Genomic DNA, 15535 nt, shown 5'->3' with positions numbered 1-15535 from the left:
TCCGTTCGGTCCTGCGGAATCCGTCACCTGGGTGCGCTGGACGAACTGCGCCGCGTAGTCCGGGTGTTACGAGAATGAGCTCGGATGCGGACGGCCAAGCTGTGGATGGGGCTGTGCTTCCCCGTGGCACGGAGGTCGTTCCACACCTTCCACACCGGCGGCGAGCCTTTCGAACACGGTGCGGCATCCGCGCCCGATCCCACGACTGCCTTTACGAGTGGAGCGACTGCTCGGAAGCCTCCGTGGACTTCGTGAGTGGCCTCGCCGCACGGAGCGTCGTGTGCCCGGCTCAGTCGTGCGGGACTTCCTCGATCACGGTTTCCTTGAAGCGCCACGAACCCCGGTTGCCTATGGCCTCCGCGCGCAGGCCCATCTCCCAGGCGATCCGGGCGGCTCGTTGCTGCGGCAGGTCGGGGTAGTCCTCGGGCTGGACCTTGATGTAGCCACGGCGGTCGGCGGGGTACGTGCATAGGGCTTCGCGGAGCTTCTCCTCCTGCTCTTCCCCCGTGGTGTGGTTGCCGGTGACGGCCTTGTACGCCTTGCGCATGCCGGCCGACGGCATTCCATGGTCCCGCCGTCTCGCGGTGTCCGACCCCCGCCAGGTCATCCAGCCGACGGCGCCGAGTGCGGCAAGCGCGAGCGCACCTGATCCGAGCGACTCGCCCGTTGCGTCCACCTGGCCCGGTGTCTGGGGGCGGAGTTCGCCCCGCGGGTCCTCGAGCACGGTCAGTTTCTGGCCGATGTCGTAGCGGTCGGACGTCGTCTTCATGGCTGGTCCCGGTACCTTGGTGCGGTCCTGATGTTCCAGTGTGTAGTTGTAGTCGCGGCCCTTGCGCCCTTGGGCCGGGTCGCGCCACTTCTTCACGACGGTGGCCGTGACCTTCTCCCCGCGCTGCTGCAGCGTGAGATCGTCGCGTGCCATGGTGGCAACGTACACGGACATCAGCGAGGTGATCACGACGAACAGCGCCGTGCACGTGCTGGACTCCTTGGCGCCCAGCTTCCGGATCAGCAGGATGAGCAGCACGCCGTGCACGATCCACAGGGGCACCAACAGGGCAGGACCGAAGTCGTCCGCCAGGAGGAACAGCCCCGCGATCGCCGCGAGCACGTAGCAGCCGATGCTGACCGCGAGCGGGACGGGGTGACGCGTACGCCTCTTCAACGACTCATCCTCGGCGGCACCGCTCATGCCTGCTTCGGCGCCCGGCTCCACAGCTGCCATCACGAGCGAACCGACTGCCCTGAAGCCTCCGCGGACTTCGTGGGTGGGGCGGCGTCGGTGCCGGCGCTGTACTGCTCGAACTCGATGAAGCGGAGGCTTCGCAGCACGTCGGCCATGACCGGTGCGTAGCACCGCTCCCAGTGAGTGATCTGGGGTGTGGAGAAGGCGATCAGGCACATGCGCTGTTCGCCTCCGCCCTCGGAGACGACCGGGATCATCGCGTGGAACTCGGCGGTGAGTACCTCGATCTCCTCACCGGTAGGCGAGAACGTCGGAGGAAGGACATGGCTCTGGCCACCGGTGAAGACGGCGGCCTTGCCGCACGGAGCGTCGATCACCGTTCCGGTCCAGCCTTCCCCCCGCGTTGCCAGGACGCCTCGCAGACTCCCTCGGGCTGCTGTGGCGGCGTCGTCGCCGTAGGGATAGTCCACGAGCGCGACAGCGAGCGAGCCCAAGGAGAGCTCGCCCTCGAAGGAGTGCAGGCAGTTGGCGGCATACACCACCCCGCTGTCGTCGAGGAAACGCGATATCCGCTGCAGTGCCCGCGCCATCTCCGTCAGCCGCTGCTCGTCCCTCGCGGCTGTCAGGGATCCGTACGCGCTTCGGGCGTTCACCTCGGCCCAAGCCGCGTCGAAGTCCATGCCCAGCGGCACTTCCTCGAACTCGGCCGGTACCGAGAAGTCGATCCGCATCACTGTCCGTTCCCTGTGCCAGGATGCCGGTCGGAGGGGCCGGGCGGTGGCGGCGGGGGCCCGACCTGGCCGATCCGCTGCTGGTCGTAGAGATCCACCAGCCGCCGGTTCTTCTCGTACCAGCGCTTCATCCATCGAGGGATCAATGCCGCGGTCACGGCCAACGGGATGGCGAACACCACCAGCACAGCGAGCGCCGCGCCCGGCCGGTCCCGCAGCATTCCTGCGACGACGAAGCACCCGAGACTGAGCAGTGCGACGACGAGGGCAAATCTCTTTGTCCCGTTGGCTTCGTAGGCGGTCACACCCCGGCGCGCCGACGTCATCTCTTCGGCCGTGACGGGCCGGGTCGTGCCCGGCCGTGCGGCGGGAGCGTCCCACGTCGGCAGGAGTGGGCCTCCCGCGCCGAGTCGGTCCTGAGTCTGCTGGGCACGCTGTCGAGCTGTCGGGGAATCGTTTCGCACGAAGACCAGGCGGATGGTGCTCTTGCTGGGCATCTCGGTTACCTGGAGGTCGTAGCCGAACTCGAAGCCGATCGCCGTGATCTTGTTGGATTGGCTGCCTTCGAAGCCGCCGAGGAGGAACTCGACGTGGCCTCGCCCGTCGAATCGGGACAGTATTTCCGGGTCTTTCATCGTGCGGCTCACTTCTCCTGCCTGGCTGCTCTGTCCTTGTCGCTGCCGGTCTTCCAGGCGTTCTCGAATGCTACGAGCAGATCGCCGCCTGGCAGAGCTGCCTCGATGGTCTGCCGGTCGTCCTTGGGAGCGAAGTATCCCAGTGCGGTCGGGTCGGCGATGAAGGCGGCGACCGTGTCCACCAGGCCGAAGTTGGCCGCCGCATCCGCCGCGCGACTGGCTGCGACGACCTTCGAGATGCCCTTGAACGCGCCCCCGAACGGCAGCACGCCGAGGGCGTCCTCGGCCAGTGTCCGGTTGGAGACCACGGAGTCGCCGCCGACAGCTCGTGCGGTGGCGTGCAATCCCAGTGCGCCGAGTGCGAAGGCACCTGACGTGACCCCGACGGTCGCGGCCGCCGCCGCGAACGCGGGGGCCAGCGGGCCGGTGACCGGCGCGACGAGGAGGATGGCGAGCGATATCGCGCCCAGAACTGCGCTCACGGTCGCGAGGACGTCGCCGAGAGCCGCGATGGAGTTGGCGTGTTGTGCGAGCCATTTGACGGCGTCGGCCACGGCCGCGTCCACGGTCCGGGCGACGATCTCGTCGAGCCCGTTCATCGCCTTGCCGATATCGAGGAGGGCATCGCCCAGTCTGTGGAGGGCGCCGGGCTCGTTCGGCGCGATGTTCATCGCCTTGTCGAGACGTCTTGCGACGGCCCGGCCGTCCACGTCGTAGTCGTCGGCCAGCTTGCGCGCCTCGGCGCGTATCCGATCGAGATCCGACTCGGCCGTGGTCGCCGCCAACTCCGCCGCGGATCTGTCCTTCTCGGTCTTGTCCTGCTTGCGCGCCTCGGTGTCGTCCTTCGGCGGCAGGTCGAGCAGCGGCTTGGGCGGCAGTCCGGCGAGCTTCTCTTTCGCGGCGTGCAGCGCGTCCTGGGCGTCCTGTGCCCGTGTCTCCAGGACCTCTGCCTTGCGCTGCCACCCCGGCATCGCGTCGGCCCAGTCGTCCAGCGCCGTGGCGGCCTTGCTGAATGATCGTTTCGCCCTGTCGACCTTGGGCAGGAAGTCGTCGTCGAACTGCGCCCGGAACGCCTCGGCGTGGCGACCTTCCCAGTCCCCCTCGCCTGTGCCGCGCAGGACGTCGGATATCTCGGTCAGCGCCTTGGCGGTGCGCTGCACGATGCCCGCCACGTGCTTGGCGGTGTTGGGTTCACCCGGGCAGGGGACGAATCCCACGGCAGGGAACCGGTCTTTCAGCGGTGAGGTCTGCGTCGGAGACGTCCACGAGAACAGGTCGCTCACGCGTGCTTCTCCCGTGACTTCCGCAGTTCTTCGTCCAGCTTGTCGTCGAGTTGCTCGAAAGCCCTCTTTATCTTGTCGAGTTCTTTGACCGCCGCACCGGAGAACTTCTTGATCTGCTTGATCCCGTACGACCACTCGTCCCCGAAGTCGTTCATGCGCGCGGCCAGCATGCTCACGCCCATGGAGTCGCCGTCCACCTCGTCCATCTCCTTGCCAGGACCCTCCATGAGCTCGCCGATGTGCTTGATGTCCCGGCGGACCCGATCAAGCACATCGAAGTCGATGCGAATGTCACTCATTGTTCCCCCGTGTGATCGTCTAGCGGTTGACGGACTGGATCTCCTGGACGTTCATGTCCTGGGTGGTCCCGAACGTGCCGTCCGGCAGGTCGCCCGCGGCGCCGCCGCTGCCCCGCCAGGAGATCTGCCAGGTGATGGACGCGCTCAGCCGGTACGGCTTGCCGTCCGTGGCCCGCAGGTAGGTGATGCCGCACGGCGGGGTCCTGCCGGCGTCGCCCTTGGTGTACGGGGTGCCGATGGAGCCGTCGTCGTTGATCGCGCAGTCACCGGAGGCGGGGTAGGTCTCGGAGTCGCCCGTGCCCGCGTTCAGGTGGAGGGCGATCGGCTTCGCCGTCGTCTCCGCCCACACTCCCGCGGCCGCCAGCTCGGCGCGGACCTTGACCGGCTTGAAGGTGCCCTTGTCCAGCCATACCCAAGTCGGCACGTTGACCGTGGACTTGGTGGCCGGCTTCGCCTCGATCTCCGTCTCCGGAACCTTGATCTTGTTGTAGGCGTAGGCGGCGAGGATGTCAGGGGTGGGGGCGTGCTTGTTGGCGGGGAGTGTCCTGGCGTTCTGCCAGAACAGGGTGTCCTCGCAGTCGTACGACTCCGGGTCGTTCGCCCTGTCCTGATTGATCACCCCACGCCAGAACATGCCGTCCTTGCCGAGGTTGTAGTTCTCGTAGCCGTCCCCGCTGCCGTTCTCCGCCTTGCCCTTCTCGTAGTGGTCCACCATCAGGTCCTCGCCCCAACTCAGCGTGGGCGTGACTGGCACCAGGTCCGTGTTGGGGTTCTTCTTGAGGCGGGCCACCGCCGCCTTGAGTGCCTGCGGCGTGGCCACCGGTTCGTACCAGCACGCCGGGGGCTTCCAGTTGGGGTCCACGGGGGCGAGGGCCTTGGGCGAGGTCCCCGAGGCGCCACCGCTCACCTGCGTGACCTTGATGCCGGTGTGGGTGGCCTTGGCCGTCAGTGTGCTGCCGGACGAATCGCCGGTCGGACCCGAAGGCGGGGGAGCCTGACCCTTCTTGTCGCCGATCGCGAAGGCCGACGGGGAGGCGAGGAGCAGAGCGGAAACGGATACGACGACGAGGCCGCAGGCCCTCGCTGTGGACGGCATCAGTTGCAGCCCCCGGCGACGGTCGTCAGGGATACGTTCTTCCAGACGCCCTGTGAGGTCTTGTCCAGCCTCGCGCGGTACTGGAGCACGGACTCGGGCTTGTCGGGGGTGGTCGTGACCTTGCCGGTCTTGCGGTTCTTCGTGGACGCCTTGCGTTCGTCGACGCAGTAGAAGAGCACGCCCGAACCGCTGTCGTTGATGTGGACCTGCGGGTTGTAGACCGTGACCTTGCCGATCAGACCGTCGTCGGTGTCGGTGAAGCTTTTGATCCACTCGCGGGCGGAGGCAAGGGAAGTCCCAGAGTTGTAGAACGCCACTGCGTCCGAGTCCGGGTTCGACTTGATGATCGCCGCGTACTTCGACCTCAGTTCCTCCCGGCCGTCGTTCAGGATCGCCTGGAGCTTCGGATCGCTGTTCGTCCAGCCTTCGAAGTTCGCCTGGAAGCCCTTGGAGAGTGTGATCTTCGGTCGCCCGGCTCCGTCCTGCCCCGCCCGAGCGGAAGCACTCGCGCTCGCTGAGGTCTTCTCACCACCGGTGTCAGCACCCTTGATCTTGTCCGAGGAGGAGCCGTCGCCCCCTCCCGAGCTGCAGGCGGTCAGCAGCAGGGCCGTGGATGCGGTGAGCGCGACTACGGCGAGCCGGGCGGGGCGGTTCACTTGGGACTCCTGTTGAGGTGGGGGTTGCGCGAGTAAAGCAACGCTATCCGTGGGACATGTGGTGACACCAGTTGAGATCCCGTCAGGAACAGACATCTGGTGCTCACTTGGGATCGCTTGGGACGCTCCAACCCTGCCGCCTCATGCCCTGTTGCGTCCCGCTGCCGTGCTTCAAGTGATCGACGACACTCCCGATGTGTGTGGGTCACAGCTCGCGCGGTGGGAGGCGTCGGGGTGCTGGTCCGTGCGGACCTGCCTGATTTCACACCCCGGCCATACGGGGTGAATTCGTCTGCTAGGTGCGAATGTTACGAGAATGCGGCCAGGATGGTCGCCCCACCGAGTTGTGGAGGAGCTGCGCTTCCCGTCGTACGGAGCCGACCCCATGCCTTCTTCGCGTCGACCACGGGCCAGCCGCTTGGAGGGGAGGCGGTCGTGTGTCGCAGCGACGTGTCGTCACCGGCCGCAGCCAGGAGCCACGCCGGCGGTTCGCCGAGGAGTTGCGGACGCTACGCGCCGGGAGCGAGGCGACCTGAGGGCGCTCGGTGAACGACTGTGCTGGGACTGGTCGTTGTTCGGCGAGATGGAGAAGGGCGAGACGCTGGGGAGACCGGAGGTCGTCCAGGCGCTGGACCGACCATGCCCCGCGTGAGCAGCACATTGTAGGTGTTGCGGATCAGCCGGTCGATGTCAATGTCGAGTGCCGGCTTCGTGGAGATCGTTCCTTGGGCCTGGGGCCGGACGGTTACGCCCTTCTGGTGACGCCCCGCAACGACGACACGACCAGTCGCCCGTACCGCGTGGTGAGGACTGCCGCCGTGGCGACGGCGGAAAGTCCGATGGCGAGGAGCAGATGCGCCGCGGAGTGGTCGTCGAGGACCTGAAGGACGCCGAGGGCGGTGCCGAGCGGCAGGCCGAGAATCACGCGGTCGGCGCCATGAAGGCGATGGAGTAGGCCGGGCGATGGCGAATGGTGTGCCGGAGCCGAATACGTCAGCTATGCCGACGAGAAGCCCGGCCGGGTCGAACGGTCCGGTCAGAGGGTAGTCGGAGGAAGTTCTGTCGCCGTCCGGCCAGAGCCCGCAGGACAGGCAACAGGGGCCTCTCGACGTTGAAGTGCATTACGGCTAAGCGTTGTCCCGCTATGGGCGGGTGAGTCGACAACTCCCTGGCTGGAGGCGAGGATGCCGAATCTCATCGGTCCGTTGAGTTCTGGCAAGGGGGAGAGCTCGTGAGCCTGTTGCATCGAGCACGTGTGGTTGAGCTTCTGGAGGAGTCGCCGCTCACCGCGGAGGCTGTCATCACGGACGTTCGCCACCTGCTCTCGCATGGTGAGGAGGTCTTGGCCTTCGACACGATGTGCTCGTGGATCTATGAAGACGCCTTGCCCATCACCCGGCAGTACCACGCTCGACTGGTGGCACTGGCAGACGAAATGGACACCCCGAGGTCTGTCCAGCGCCTGGACGAGCTGCTGAGCGACTGACGCTTACCCCGCGGCAGCGTTGTCGAGGGATGATCTTTTCCGTGGCAGGTGTGATCACGGCGTCGGCGCCGTCTTGGATAGCCCCGTTCTCCGGGCTGAGTCCTCGCCTGTTCGGCCGGCTGGTGACTGTACTGCGGCGTGAGGGAGCGGATGCGATCCGCAGGGGCCGTCCCTGGAGGCTTCCGCTGGAGGACTGGGCCCTGCTGGTCGCGGCCTACTGGCGAACAAACGTGACGATGCATCAGATCACCCCGCTCTTCGGCGTGTCCAAGTCGGCGGTTCCGACCCGGGACCAGACAGTGGCGGAACAGTCCAAGAACTACCGGTACTCGACCAACCACCGGGTCGTCATCGACGCCGACACCTGCCTGGTCGTCGTGGTGGGCCGACCTCTCGCCGGGAACCGCAACGACGGCAAGGCATGGGCGGAATCCGGCGCCAAAGCCGCCGTCGGCAGGACCACGACGATCGCCGACGGCGGCTATCCCGGCACCGGGCTCGTCATGCCCCACCGCCGACGGAAGGGCCAAGATCTTCCGGAATCGAAGGAAGCACACAACAAGTCCCACAAGCAGGTCCGCGCCCGCGTCGAGCACGTCTTCGCGCGAATGAAGACCTGGAAGATCCTCCGAGACTGCCGGCTCAAAGGCGATGGCGTTCACCACGCCATGCTCGGCATCGCTCGGATGCACAACCTCGCCTTCGCCAGGTGAGCGGGCTGAACTCTCGGGTGGTGGCCGAATGTCTGAACCGAGCGGCGGCTGCTCCTGATCGGTCGCCGGGCCGTACACGCCGTTAGCGTGCCCCGAACGCGCCGCGTACGAACCTCGGGCCGCAGGTGCGGTGGCTGCCACAGGTGACGGCGGTCCCTGGCCCGGGCCTTCGTGATTCGCGCCGATCGGCTCGAGGCCTACTCGGCATCGCCGGTCGTGACCTCGGATCCATCCGGTTTCGCAGACTGCGTCGTGTCGGTGATCTCGCTGTTCCTGTCCGCCTCGATGGGGGCGTGGTGCCGCCTTCGAAGGTCGTCGCGTTCAAGGTCCGGGATCGTCATCGACTCGGCGAGCACGGCGGCGAGCGCGTCCACGTGAGTGTTGTCGATGTCGGTGTGGAAGAGCCACCGGATGTTCTCGTCGCGTGTGATGAGGTCGATCGCCAAGCGCGTGCTCTCGTCCGGTGTGGTCGCCGCTCGGACGTATCGCACCTGGTCGATCGGGATGTCTTGAAAGATCTCGCCTTGCTCGAGGAATGCGTTCGTCTTGGCCATGATGATGCGGCGATCCGTGACGGCGACCAGTGTTTTTGCCGCAGCCTTGTCCATCGCTGCCGCCAACATCTCCTTCGCTCCGCCGAGAATCGCAGAAATTGGATCGGGGGCATCGAGCTGCTCGGGGAAGCCGAGGACACGTAGGGTCTCCCCGCCCTCGAGGAACCATCGCAGGATGCGAAGGTACGGCTCGAGATCCAGCGATGTGGGTGCGCAGACGACGCCCGGAGCCTCGAGCGGAAGGGCCGGCGGATGGAGAGCATCGGCAAGAGGCTCGATCGCCTCCAGAAGGCGGGCGGAGATTCCGCGGGCTGCCTTCACGTCCTTCCGTTTCCCCAGCAGGGGCCATACATCGGGTCCGGGGAGCTCGGCGATGATCCGCAGTTCCCGCGTCAACGCGTCGACGAGGCTCGTCGTTTCGGCCAGAGCGGCGTCGAGCTCCGTGCGGGTGTCGCGTGCGATGGAGTCGACGAGCCGGGCCTCGCCCGCGTCCTCGGGGCCGGCGGCTCTCGCTCGCGCGGCGTGGAGCGCCTGATATCCGGTCCATGCCTTGACGGAGGACAGGAGGGCGTTCGCGTCAAAGAGGATCGCCTCGGCGTTCGTCTCGAGATATTCACGGCGGGCATGTCCGGCGAGCTGATGGATCTGCCGGATGTGATTGCCGACGTTCAGTCGGTACAGGTCACGCTGCGTACGCAGGTCCGCTTTCTTGCCTGCGACGGTGTCCCACAGGGACGTCGGGACCGAGCCGACCTCTCGCGCCTGGACGACTACGTGATCGACGGTGGCGACGAGCGCCGTCAGCTCTGCCCACTGTCCGTGGCGGAGAGTCGCGAGTACCTGACTGGTCAGCGCGATGTTGGTTCTGACAAGGCCCTCGACCTCACTCAGTTGCATCTGAAGGGCGACCATGGCCAGCGCCGGTCCGATCGAGGCCGAGTTCCGCGCCGCGCTCACCGCATTCACGGGGATGAAACGGGACTGAGCGATGATGCGGCCCCGAAGCATCACTGTTCCGAGGTTCGCGCCGTCCTTGACCGCGAGTGTTGCGCCAGCCTTCAGGAGGGCCTGTGTTGCGCTGCTGATCCTGTAGAGCCCCTGCGCGCTGGCGAAGGCGGTTCCGAGGTTGCCGACGACGGTCGCCGTGTTTCCGATCGAGGCGAGGACCGTGGAGATCTGCTTGCGGTCGGCGGCCGACACGAACCCGAAGTCGAGCAGATCTGGCTTGAGTTCCGCCGGGACCTCACCGAAGACCATGGCGACCCCTGGAAGCACCTCCGCTATGACCGTCGATGCGGTCGCGGAGTCGATGTCCGGGTCGGGTGCCGGATCCTCCGCACCAGGTGAGTCGGCGGTACTGCTCTGGCCGTTCTCCTCAGGGCCCCTGACCAAGACGTCGCGGTCAGCCAGTTGCTGGAGTTCTCCGGGCCCGACGACCTGAGCGGGTTCGTGGACTGGCTGAACGGGCTCCGGGACAGCCGGCAACTGCGCAACGACGACGTGGCCGTCGTACGGATCGATTTCGAAGGACGGTGAACGTGGGTTCGCCCACCGGTCAGCAGAGGCAGTTCCCCAGCGGTGCCGACTACGCGGAGGCCTTGCAGCACACGCAGTTGTGCTTCGAGCATCCCGAACTCAAGGGCGCACGGCCGGAACTGACCAAGCTCGGCCTGCCCCGCGCCATCTCCGGCGCCTTCGCGAGCGTGTTCTCGCTCACCTCGGCCGCGTCGGGTCGGCGGTACGCGGTCAAATGCTTCACCCGCCACGTCCCTGACCAGGAACGCCGTTACCAGGCCATCAGCAGCCGACTTAGGCAACTGGACGCGGCCGAGCTCTCCCAGCCCTGGAAGGTCGGCTTCGAGTACCTTCCTGACGCGATCGGCGTCGGCCGGGAGCGCTACCCGGTCCTGAAGATGGAGTGGATCGACGCTGTCACTCTGTCCTCCTGGCTCGACGACAACCACACCGACCGGTTCGCCGTCGACCGCCTGGCCGACCGTTTCGAGGCGCTGACCCGCGATCTGTCGCAGCACGAGATCGCCCACGGTGACCTCCAGCACGGCAACCTGCTTGTCGCGAGCGATGACACCCTGCGCCTGGTCGACTACGACGGCATGTACGTGCCGGCGCTGTCGGGCCTAGGCGGCACCGAGCGCGGCCACCGCAACTACCAGTCGCCCCTGCGCGGAAACGATGACTTCGGGGCGGCGCTCGACCGGTTCTCCGCCTGGGTCATCTTCATGTCGCTCAAGGCGACCGCCGCCGACCCGGCGCTGTGGCATCGCCTGCACGAGCCCAGTGGTGAGTTCTTGCTGCTCACCGAGGAAGACTTCAAGAATCCGGGCGGCTCCACCGGGCTCCAGACGCTGCTCGCCCATCCCGACCCGACGGTGAGTGGCCTTGCCGACCAGGTGAGGTCCTTGGCCTTCCAGCCGCTGGATCTGCTTCCCCCGCTCGCCAACGCGATCCCCAAGCAGCGGACCGCTGCGACGACGAGCGCTTCAGCGTCGGCTACCCCCACGGCAGTTGCTCCGGGCACGGGCGGACTGCCCGGCTGGATGACAGGGCACGTTCCCCCGCAGACCGCCCCGGCATCGTCCACGCCCTCCACCACTTCACCGGACAGCTTCAGCGGCCGGACGCCGTTGGACGTCGCCACAGCCGTGCTCTGGCCGCTGTTGTTGGCCGCGACCGCCTTGATGATTGTGGTCGGATTCCCACAGCCCCTCATCGCAGCCGTGGCGCCCGTCATTGTCGCCGCTGTGGCAGTCACCTTCGCTTGGAGCCGCCGCGTGGAGAGGGCTCGGTCACGGGCCGTCCTGGCAGGGCTGACGGACGAATTGGCCAAGCTTGAGGACCCTGCCAAGGCAGCCGAGAAGCTACGCAAGGACAAGGCGAAGTTCGACGCGGCGGAGCTGAAGCGGACCAACGCCTATCCACAGGCTCAGGACAAGCTCACGGCGCAGTACCACGCCGAACTCAAGGAGGCCGAGCAGCGCAAGGTCCGTAAGCAGCGCGAGATCGACAAGAAGATCAACGGACTTGCGGAGGAACTCCGCAAGGGCTTGGCCAAAGCGCTCGCCGACAAGCAGTCCGCCTATGTCCGGGACCGGCTCAGCCGTCGACTGATCGCGCAGTCCCCACCGTCCGGCATCGGCGCGAAGCTTGCCGCCCGTCTCGCCGCGGAGGGCATCCGGACAGCAGCCGATTTCACCGGCTACCAGTCTGTCCAGAACAGCTCGTACAACAGCATCGGCGCCGTACTGGTGCTGAGCAACGGCCGCCACGTCAACGTTCAGGGGATCGGCGAGGCCAAGGCCATCGCCCTCGACACCTGGCGTAGAGACCTGCACGCGTCCGCCGTGGCCCAGCAACCCGCCCTCCTCAGCGCCGCGGAACGACAGCCGATCGAGAGGGACAGCACCCGCCGTCGGGCCCAACTAGCCGACCAGCGAAAGGCTGTGGAGTCCGGGACCGAGGCCTCGCGCAAATTGGCGCGGAAGAATTTGGAGGACGGCCAGGAACGGCTCTCCCGGGAGAACACGCTTGCCGGAGACCGGGCCCGGCAACAGCGTCAGGAGTTCGGCCGACGTACGGTCGCGCTCCAACAGAACAGTATGCTGCATGGAACGTTGAGCGCATCGAGGGAAGCCGCCAAGCTCCGGCACCGTGGGCTGTCGTACACGCGCTACATGCGGTTTCTCTACACCGGTCGCTGATGTCCTGCCCGGTCGCCACGCACCGTGGCGCGCGGGTCCGGCGAAACGGGGTGCCCAGCTCGCTGGCATTCACGAAGGCAGTGCCGCCGGCCAGCGACATGGTCGGAACGGTCACGTTGCACGGATCCGAAGTCAGGCAACAAGCGGTGAAGACTCGTGGGGCCCGTTCGGGCGGGCAGTCGTGATGGCGGCCGGGCCAGTCCTCCGTCATCGAACACATGATCCGGCCATCTTGGCTGTGCTTTGCGCCGAGAGTGGCGCCGCGGTCCGCGGTGGACGGCCGCTTCCTTAAGATCACAGTCACCGATTGCGGCTCGACGGGCTTCCTGCGAGGACATGCCCCCACCCGCACGAATCACTCGTGCCCTGGGGGAACCACCTCGTGTCCATGCTCCTGCTGAAATTGGCAGCGCAGGATCTGCTGACCCTGAACTCAAGACGCCGTATGGTTCCGCATCTGGCCGCCAGGTGGCGGCACTTCCGTGGGGCCGAAGCGTCGCTGACGGAACGTTCCGCTTGGGCTGAGAGCCTCGTGAGCCTTGCCGAAGACCTGGTCGCCGCAGACCGGGGAAACGTGGAGATGATCGTCGAGTGCGCTGCCACGCTCGATGAGACCGACCGCCCTGGTGAACCCCGGCTCATCGATGTGGTTCTTGTCGGTAATCATCCAGAAGGGAGAGGGCTGTCCGTCCAACTTGTCGAGTTGAAACGCTGGTCGATGGTGACCAGGGTGGAGCGAGCCACTGCGGAACTGGTTCACGTACCGGGCCTGGGAAGGAAGAAGCACCCGGCTCTGCAACTGCGGGAGTACTACCAGGCGTTCACGAGTGACAAGGGACCGCTGCACGGACTGAAATTCGAATGCGGCGGCTTCGCCTACCTGCACAACGCCACTGACGCCTCGGTGCGACCGTTGCTCGATGTGGATGCGCCGACCGGTGCCTACGCCCACGTCTATACGAATGACCGGCGCGAGCAGCTGATGTCGGACCTCCGGGCGCATTTCGCGCACGACGGTGCTGCCTCGGCGGCTGAGATATTGCTGCGGAACCTGGGGCTGCGCAACACACCTCTCCTCGACGCCATGATCCGCTCTCGCGGAGAAGACACGGTCTTCACCTTGCGTGGCCAGCAGAGGACGGTCGCCGACCATATTTTGGACAGGGCTTCCAAGATCCTTCCGGATCCTCAGCGGCCCGCGCTCGTACCTGACGAGCGGCGTGCGATCTTTCTGGTCACGGGCGGTGCCGGCACCGGGAAGAGCGCCATCGGTCTTCAGATCAAGGCGGAACTGGAAGCCGAAGGGCGGGTGGTCAAGTACGCGAGCGGCAGCAGAGCATTCAATGGTGCCATTCAGGAGCATGTCGGTTACGGCGACCGGGAGTTCAGAGAGACTTTCACCTACTTCAGCAACTTCGTCACCCCGCCGGATCCGCCCCTGGACGTGTTGATCTGCGACGAAGCCCACCGTCTGCGGGCACGGTCGACCAATCGCTTCTGGAAGCCCGAAAACCAGGGTACGAAAGCCCAGGTGGACGAGCTTCTCGACGCGTCCCGGCTTACGGTGTTCTTCCTCGACGAAGGGCAGTCCGTACGACCCCACGAGGTCGGCTCTGTCGGTCTGCTGAAAGATGCCGCACGGCGGTACGGCGCAGCTCTTGTCGAGTACCCGCTTCGAGAGCAGTTTCGCTGTGGCGGTAGCGACGCCTACATCCGCTGGGTACGCGCCATGCTCGGGGTCTCGGACGAGGAGCCGGAGCGATGGACGCCGGATGGACTCATGCACGTCGAGGTCGCGGACAGTCCTGAGGAACTCGAACAGATCATTCGAAGCGAGGCTCGGGCGGGTGCGTCTGCTCGGATGGTCGCCGGCTACTGCTGGCCTTGGACCAAGCCGCTGGGCAAGGAGAGACGCCTTGAGGCCGACGTACGGATCGGTGACTGGCACAGGCCGTGGAACGCGTACAGCGACTCCTTCTGCGAGAACGAGGCGCCACCTTCCAAGATCTGGTCCGTCCACGAGAACGGCCTCGACCAGATCGGCTGTGTGTATACGGCGCAGGGGCTCGAGTGGGACTGGTGTGGCGTGATCATGGGCGACGACATGGTGCGCCGGGACGGCCGATGGACATTTCGCCGGGGCAAGGAGCGGGAAGATAAGGAAGCGGGCGTCAAGCGTGTTGCCGTACCCGGGTCGTTCGACCCCAAGGTGAAGTCCGGCAGCGTCGACGACCAGCAATTCGCCCGGCTTATCCGGCATGCCTACCACGTGTTGGCCACCCGAGCGAGCCGTGCGACAGTGCTCTACTCGACGGACGAGGAGACCCGGGTCTACCTGAAGGAACTCGTCGGCCAGGCTCAGATCCACGGGTTGCGCCCTACGTGGGAGAACTTGCCTGAAGTGGCGCGCATACCCCATCTGCCTCGGCCTCGACGAGGGAGGCGCCCCCGGAAGAGGCGCCAGGACACGGGCTCGGATCCGAATGAGCTGCGTCTGTTCTGACGGGCTGTCATGGGATGTGGAGTGGCGGGCTCTCCGGGCCCGCCACCTACCTGTGTCAGAAGACCAGGTGCGCTGCCGCGGTCAGAGCCGCCACCATGAGATTGATGACGACTCCCATTGCGACGTTGACCAGAATCTCGCGAAGCCGGTCACGACGTGCAGTTTTGTACTCAACGGGGTTCACGGTATCCACTCCTGAGCGTGAGCTGGGAATGGCAGGGACAGCCCTACCGGGCATCCGCAGTCACACCGCGTGCAATACGCAGCGGAAACCATTCGTCAATCACGGTCGAGGATCGGCACCTGAACGCCGCCGACGTACCCTCCGGGAAGGTGCGCAGCGGGGAGTAACTCTAGTACAAGAACGAGTTGCCCTTGTGTATCGGTCCGTGCGATGCCCACGGGCACAGATGCGACGCGGACTTGGGCTGCTCCGTGGGAGTTGGCTTGGGCGGGTGGTTCCCGACGCGCCGTGGTCAGAGTGGCGGCCAAACCCTCTTCGATGATGACGCCGGACGCGCGCAGCTCTTGGCGCGACCTCGGGTGCCGCACGGCCCGCACCCCGCACCCCGCACGCAAGCAATGAATGACAGGTTCTCCTCAAAGATTGGCCAAGCGCCGGACGTCGTCCCGTGTGCGTGGTCGGGTCTCCCGCGACGGCTTTGTCGAAGCTC

General features: G+C 66.2%; 14 protein-coding genes and 1 pseudogene. 6 read left to right on the top strand and 9 right to left on the bottom strand.

Annotated elements, in window-relative coordinates; genetic code table 11:
- Positions 1-289 precede the first annotated feature (289 nt).
- From OHT01_RS10970 to OHT01_RS10940, 7 genes are read right to left on the bottom strand one after another with little or no spacing between them, the layout of a single operon-like run.
- Entirely contained in the window at positions 290-1165 is an 876-nt protein-coding gene (locus tag OHT01_RS10970) for a hypothetical protein (RefSeq protein ID WP_328552955.1), read from the bottom strand.
- 59 nt (positions 1166-1224) lie between these two features.
- Complete coding sequence (locus OHT01_RS10965; protein ID WP_328552954.1) at positions 1225-1917, bottom strand: hypothetical protein; 693 nt, start codon at positions 1915-1917, stop codon at positions 1225-1227.
- The gene (locus tag OHT01_RS10960; protein WP_328552953.1) at positions 1917-2564 is read right to left on the bottom strand and encodes a hypothetical protein; all 648 of its coding nucleotides are present in this window, start codon (positions 2562-2564) and stop codon (positions 1917-1919) included. Before OHT01_RS10960 ends, OHT01_RS10965 begins: the two co-directional genes overlap by 1 nt.
- Positions 2561-3835 carry a hypothetical protein gene (locus tag OHT01_RS10955; protein ID WP_328552952.1) on the bottom strand — a complete coding sequence of 425 codons (1275 nt, stop codon included), beginning with the start codon at positions 3833-3835 and terminating at the stop codon, positions 2561-2563. Before OHT01_RS10955 ends, OHT01_RS10960 begins: the two co-directional genes overlap by 4 nt.
- On the bottom strand, positions 3832-4134 hold the full coding sequence (locus tag OHT01_RS10950) for a hypothetical protein (RefSeq protein WP_328552951.1): 303 nt from the start codon (positions 4132-4134) through the stop codon (positions 3832-3834). The genes OHT01_RS10955 and OHT01_RS10950 overlap by 4 nt, the downstream gene beginning before the upstream one ends.
- A 19-nt stretch (positions 4135-4153) precedes the next feature.
- Positions 4154-5230 carry a hypothetical protein gene (locus tag OHT01_RS10945; RefSeq protein WP_328552950.1) on the bottom strand — a complete coding sequence of 359 codons (1077 nt, stop codon included), beginning with the start codon at positions 5228-5230 and terminating at the stop codon, positions 4154-4156.
- Positions 5230-5886 (bottom strand): hypothetical protein, encoded by a 657-nt coding sequence (locus tag OHT01_RS10940; RefSeq protein ID WP_328552949.1) that lies wholly within the window; start codon positions 5884-5886, stop codon positions 5230-5232. The genes OHT01_RS10945 and OHT01_RS10940 overlap by 1 nt, the downstream gene beginning before the upstream one ends.
- Positions 5887-6323: 437 nt before the next feature.
- Between OHT01_RS10940 and OHT01_RS10935 the strand changes: the two are divergent.
- From OHT01_RS10935 to OHT01_RS10925, 3 genes and pseudogenes are all read left to right on the top strand, one after another.
- Positions 6324-6523, top strand: a pseudogene (locus OHT01_RS10935) (XRE family transcriptional regulator); the annotation flags it as partial.
- A gap of 618 nt (positions 6524-7141) precedes the next feature.
- Positions 7142-7372, top strand: a complete 231-nt coding sequence (locus OHT01_RS10930; RefSeq protein WP_328552948.1) for a MafI family immunity protein — start codon at positions 7142-7144, stop codon at positions 7370-7372.
- Between the two features lie 41 nt (positions 7373-7413).
- The gene (locus OHT01_RS10925; RefSeq protein ID WP_328552947.1) at positions 7414-8085 is read left to right on the top strand and encodes a transposase family protein; all 672 of its coding nucleotides are present in this window, start codon (positions 7414-7416) and stop codon (positions 8083-8085) included.
- A 197-nt stretch (positions 8086-8282) separates the two neighbouring features.
- Here the strand turns inward: OHT01_RS10925 and OHT01_RS10920 are convergent, their stop codons facing one another.
- Positions 8283-9896, bottom strand: coding sequence for a hypothetical protein (locus tag OHT01_RS10920; RefSeq protein WP_328552946.1), 1614 nt, complete (start codon positions 9894-9896; stop codon positions 8283-8285).
- 153 nt (positions 9897-10049) lie between these two features.
- Here OHT01_RS10920 and OHT01_RS10915 point away from each other — a divergent pair, with 153 nt between their 5' ends.
- The 3 genes from OHT01_RS10915 (at position 10050) to OHT01_RS10905 (ending at position 14861) form a co-directional block, all read left to right on the top strand.
- Positions 10050-10175, top strand: a complete 126-nt coding sequence (locus OHT01_RS10915; protein ID WP_328552945.1) for a hypothetical protein — start codon at positions 10050-10052, stop codon at positions 10173-10175.
- Between the two features lie 2 nt (positions 10176-10177).
- A complete protein-coding gene (locus OHT01_RS10910) occupies positions 10178-12358 on the top strand; it encodes a hypothetical protein (RefSeq protein ID WP_328552944.1) in 2181 nt (726 codons plus the stop codon).
- A gap of 388 nt (positions 12359-12746) precedes the next feature.
- On the top strand, positions 12747-14861 hold the full coding sequence (locus OHT01_RS10905) for a DUF2075 domain-containing protein (protein ID WP_328558084.1): 2115 nt from the start codon (positions 12747-12749) through the stop codon (positions 14859-14861).
- Between the two features lie 55 nt (positions 14862-14916).
- On the opposite strand, the gene OHT01_RS10900 is transcribed toward OHT01_RS10905, so the two are convergent.
- On the bottom strand, positions 14917-15045 hold the full coding sequence (locus tag OHT01_RS10900; protein ID WP_328552943.1) for a DUF6408 family protein: 129 nt from the start codon (positions 15043-15045) through the stop codon (positions 14917-14919).
- Positions 15046-15535: the final 490 nt, after the last annotated feature.

Origin of the sequence: Streptomyces sp. NBC_00358 (assembly GCF_036099295.1) — a bacterium.
Lineage (GTDB): Bacteria > Actinomycetota > Actinomycetes > Streptomycetales > Streptomycetaceae > Streptomyces.
The sequence above is the reverse complement of the archived record's forward strand: the minus strand, read 5'-3'. Positions and strand labels throughout refer to the sequence as shown.

Coding starts and splice junctions, on each gene's coding strand:
- OHT01_RS10965 (WP_328552954.1), bottom strand. CDS start 1,917: ATGCGGATCGACTTCTCGGTACCGGCCGAGTTCGAGGAAGTGCCGCTG.
- OHT01_RS10950 (WP_328552951.1), bottom strand. CDS start 4,134: ATGAGTGACATTCGCATCGACTTCGATGTGCTTGATCGGGTCCGCCGG.
- OHT01_RS10945 (WP_328552950.1), bottom strand. CDS start 5,230: ATGCCGTCCACAGCGAGGGCCTGCGGCCTCGTCGTCGTATCCGTTTCC.
- OHT01_RS10920 (WP_328552946.1), bottom strand. CDS start 9,896: ATGGTCTTCGGTGAGGTCCCGGCGGAACTCAAGCCAGATCTGCTCGAC.
- OHT01_RS10905 (WP_328558084.1), top strand. CDS start 12,747: ATGCTCCTGCTGAAATTGGCAGCGCAGGATCTGCTGACCCTGAACTCA.